Annotated in this window: 3 protein-coding genes and 1 pseudogene; all 4 read left to right on the top strand. The window is 69.3% G+C overall.

The genetic code is table 11. From position 1 onward, the window contains the following. Positions 1-255, top strand: a pseudogene (locus HC022_RS21450) (GFA family protein); the annotation flags it as partial. Between the two features lie 4 nt (positions 256-259). Then, positions 260-562, top strand: coding sequence for a DUF1992 domain-containing protein (locus tag HC022_RS21455; RefSeq protein ID WP_167453769.1), 303 nt, complete (start codon positions 260-262; stop codon positions 560-562). Positions 563-621: 59 nt separating this feature from the next. Beyond that, the gene (locus HC022_RS21460; RefSeq protein ID WP_167453770.1) at positions 622-1,836 is read left to right on the top strand and encodes a bifunctional 2-polyprenyl-6-hydroxyphenol methylase/3-demethylubiquinol 3-O-methyltransferase UbiG; all 1,215 of its coding nucleotides are present in this window, start codon (positions 622-624) and stop codon (positions 1,834-1,836) included. A gap of 142 nt (positions 1,837-1,978) precedes the next feature. After that, entirely contained in the window at positions 1,979-3,496 is a 1,518-nt protein-coding gene (locus HC022_RS21465; protein WP_254885216.1) for an acyl-CoA synthetase, read from the top strand. Positions 3,497-3,530: the final 34 nt, after the last annotated feature.

Below are 3,530 nucleotides of genomic sequence, written 5' to 3' on the forward strand. Positions count from 1 at the left end.
ACGCTCTGGTCGCATTATTCCGGCGCGGGGCGGGGCTTCGCCTTCGTCCGCGCCGGCACTCTCGTCGACGCCGCCCGCATCACCCCCGATGTGCACATCTACACCACCACCGCGCACCCGTGGATCACCTTCCCCGAGGGCGCGCAGGTCTTCCCCGAGTATTACCGCCGCTCCACCACCTGGCGCCCCGAGGCGTTGGCCCGGCGCGAGGCCGAGCTCGAACGCCTCGCGCAGGAGCAGCAACAGCAGCAGTGAGCCCATGGACCATCCGCTGATCGACCTCATAAACGCGCGCATCCGCAAGGCCGAGGAGGAGGGCGCCTTCGACAACCTCCCCGGTGCGGGCAAGCCGCTGCCGCCCTGCGACGATCCCGAGAACGCGGTCTTCAACCGCATCCTCAAGGACAACGGCGCGGTGCCCGAGTTCGTGTCGCTCTCGCGCGAGTTGGCCAGGCTGCGCGAGACGCTGCTCGAGACCGCCGACCGCAGCGAGCGACGGCGCATCATGCAGGAGGTTTCGCTGCTCGAGGCGCGCATCGAGCTCGCCCGCAAGGCCCGCTGAGGCTTGGACATTCCACGCCGCCCGTGCGAGGGTCCGCGCGGCGCGAAGAGAGCAGGCACATGGTTACGGTCAAGGAACAATACGAGGCTTATCCCTACCCGGAGCGCGATCCGGCCGATGAAAAGGACAGGCTGATCACGGGCTCGCCGTCGCATCCGCTCGAGATGGACCACTTCCTGTGGTCCGGGCAGCGCGACTGGTCGCGGCCGCTGCGGGTGCTGGTGGCAGGTGGCGGTACCGGCGACGGGGTGATCCAGCTCGCCACGCTGATGGACAAGGCCGGCGCTCCTGCCGAGATCACCTATCTCGACCTCTCCACCGCCTCGCGCGAGATCGCCGAGGCCCGCGCCGCGGCGCGTGGCCTCAACACCATCACCTTCCGCACCGGCAGCCTGCTTGATGCCGCGGCGCTGGGGCCCTTCGACTACATCGACTGCTGCGGCGTGCTGCACCACCTGCCCGAGCCCGAGGCCGGCTTCCGGGCGCTGCGTGCGGCGCTGGCGCCGGGCGGCGGCATGGGCTTCATGGTCTACGCCCCCTACGGCCGCAGCGGCGTCTACCCGCTGCAGGAGGCCTTCGGCGCGCTCTTCGACGGGCTCGCCCCGGCCGAGCGGCTCGACCGCGCCAGGCGCATCGTGGCGGCGCTGCCCGAGGGGCATCCGTTCATCGCGAACCGAAACCTCGGCGATCACCACGCCAGCGACGCGGGCTTCTACGACCTGTTGCTGCACGGGCAGGACCGCGCCTATTCGGTGGCCGACCTGCTGGGCACGCTGGGCGCCACCGGCTGGCGGCTGGCCAGCTTCACCACGCCCGCGATCTACGACCTGTCCCGCATCGCCGATGTGCCCGAGGGCATGGCGCCCGAGGAGCAGATGGCGGTGGCCGAGAAGCTGCGCGGCACCATCCGCATGCACGTGGCCTATGCCGTTCCCGACGACAGCGCCGCGACCGTGGCCACCGGCAGCAACCGCAGCCTCGTGCCGCACCTGCGCGGCGTGCAGCGCCAGACGCTCGCCCGCGCCGTGGCCCATGGCAAGCCGCTGCCGCTGCGGCTGGGGCAGCTCTCGGCCGAGCTGTCGCTCCCGCACGAGGCGGCGGCGCTCATCGCCGCCATCGACGGGCAGCGCACGCTGGACGAGATCGCCCGCGCCGCAAGGCTGGATGCGCTGGGCTTCGGACTGCTCTGGACCCGGGTGCAGGAGACCCTCGCGCCGTGGGGCCTGCTGCTCTATAGTGGCCTCCTTCGCAAGGCCGGCCGGGCAGGGCGCTGAGTCCCCCGCGCCGGGACGTTGCGTCGCGAGGAGATTGCCGTAGCGTCCCGTCCCCTTGCGCGGGCGCGGGTTCCTTTCCAGACTATTCGGCGAGGAACACAGATCCCTGCGATGCGCGGGAGATGAGGGAGGAGCACCGTCCATGACCTTTGCGTCCGTGGCCGAAAGAGATGCCATCGAAGCCGAAATGCCGTGGGAGGCGCGTGGCGTGCCCACGACGCTCTATGGCCAGCTCGAGAAGACCGCCAAGGCCCATCCCGACCGCCCTGCGGTCAGCTACCAGCTGCTGTCGGGGCCGGGCGATCCCGCCGAGACCCTGAGCTGGCGCGAGCTGTTCGAGCGCAGCACGCAGGCGGCGAACCTGTTCCGCAGCCTCGGCATCGGCGAGAACGACGTGGTGGCCTACGTGCTGCCCAACTGCACCGAGGCCGTCTGCGCGCTGCTCGGCGGCGCGGTGGCGGGGATCGTCAACCCGATCAACCCGCTGCTCGAGCCCGAGCAGATCGCCGCCATCCTGCGCGAGACCGACGCCAGGATCGTGGTGACGCTGAAGCCGTTCCCAAAGACCGACATCGCCCAGAAGGTGGCCGAAGCCTGCCGCCACGCGCCGCACGTGACCACCGTGCTCGAGGTCGACCTGAACCGCTACCTGAGCCCGCCCAAGTCGTGGATCGTGCCCTTCCTGCGGCCCAAGGTCACCGTGAACCCGCATGCGGACGTGCTCTGCTTCAACCGCGAGATGCGCAAGCAGCCGAAGACGCTGACCTTCCGCGACAGCCAGACCGACCGGGTCGCGGCCTATTTCCACACCGGCGGCACGACGGGCATGCCGAAGGTGGCGCAGCATCTCTACTCGGGGATGCTCTACAACGGCTGGCTGGGGAACGAGCTGCTCTTCACCGAAGAGGACAACATCATGTGTCCCCTGCCGCTGTTCCACGTCTTCGCGGTGCACGTGATCCTGATGTCGGCGATCTGCTCGGGCGCGCACGTGGTCTTCCCGACGCCTGCGGGCTACCGGGGCGAGGGGGTCTTCGACAATTTCTGGAAGCTCTGCGAGCGCTGGAAGATCAGCTTCGTCATCACCGTGCCGACCGCGGTCTCGGCGCTGATGCAGCGCAAGGTGGACGCGGACATCTCGAGCGTGCGCGCGGCCTTTTCGGGGTCGGCGCCGATGCCGCTGGAGCTGTTCAAGCGTTTCGAGGCCGCCTGCGGCGTGACGATCTGCGAGGGCTACGGCCTGACCGAAGCCACCTGCCTCGTGTCGGTGAACCCGCCTGCGGGGGTGAAGAAGGTGGGCTCCATCGGCATTCCCTTCCCCTACACCCATGTGAAGATCATCCAGCAGACCGCCGAGGGTCCGTGCGAATGCGCCATCGACGAGGTGGGCGAGATCTGCGTCGCCAACCCCGGCGTCTTCCCCGGCTCGACCTATACCGAGGTCGACAAGAACCATGACCTCTTCCACGAGGGCATCTACCTGCGCACCGGCGACCTCGGGCGCATGGACGCGGATGGCTACCTCTGGATCACCGGGCGCGCCAAGGACCTGATCATCCGCGGCGGCCACAACATCGACCCCGCCGAGATCGAAGAGGCGCTGCTGGCGCACCCGGCTGTCGCCTTCGCCGGGGCCATCGGCCAGCCCGACGCCCATTAAGGAGAGAGGAAAGGAGAAGGAGGAGAGAGGGGAG

The organism is Salipiger sp. HF18 (assembly GCF_011806505.1).
Taxonomy (GTDB): domain Bacteria; phylum Pseudomonadota; class Alphaproteobacteria; order Rhodobacterales; family Rhodobacteraceae; genus Salipiger; species Salipiger thiooxidans.

What these genes read in the sequence shown, in the direction of transcription:
- HC022_RS21455 (WP_167453769.1), top strand. Translation starts at nt 260, where the DNA reads ATGGACCATCCGCTGATCGACCTCATAAACGCGCGCATCCGCAAGGCC.
- HC022_RS21460 (WP_167453770.1), top strand. Translation starts at nt 622, where the DNA reads ATGGTTACGGTCAAGGAACAATACGAGGCTTATCCCTACCCGGAGCGC.
- HC022_RS21465 (WP_254885216.1), top strand. Translation starts at nt 1,979, where the DNA reads ATGACCTTTGCGTCCGTGGCCGAAAGAGATGCCATCGAAGCCGAAATG.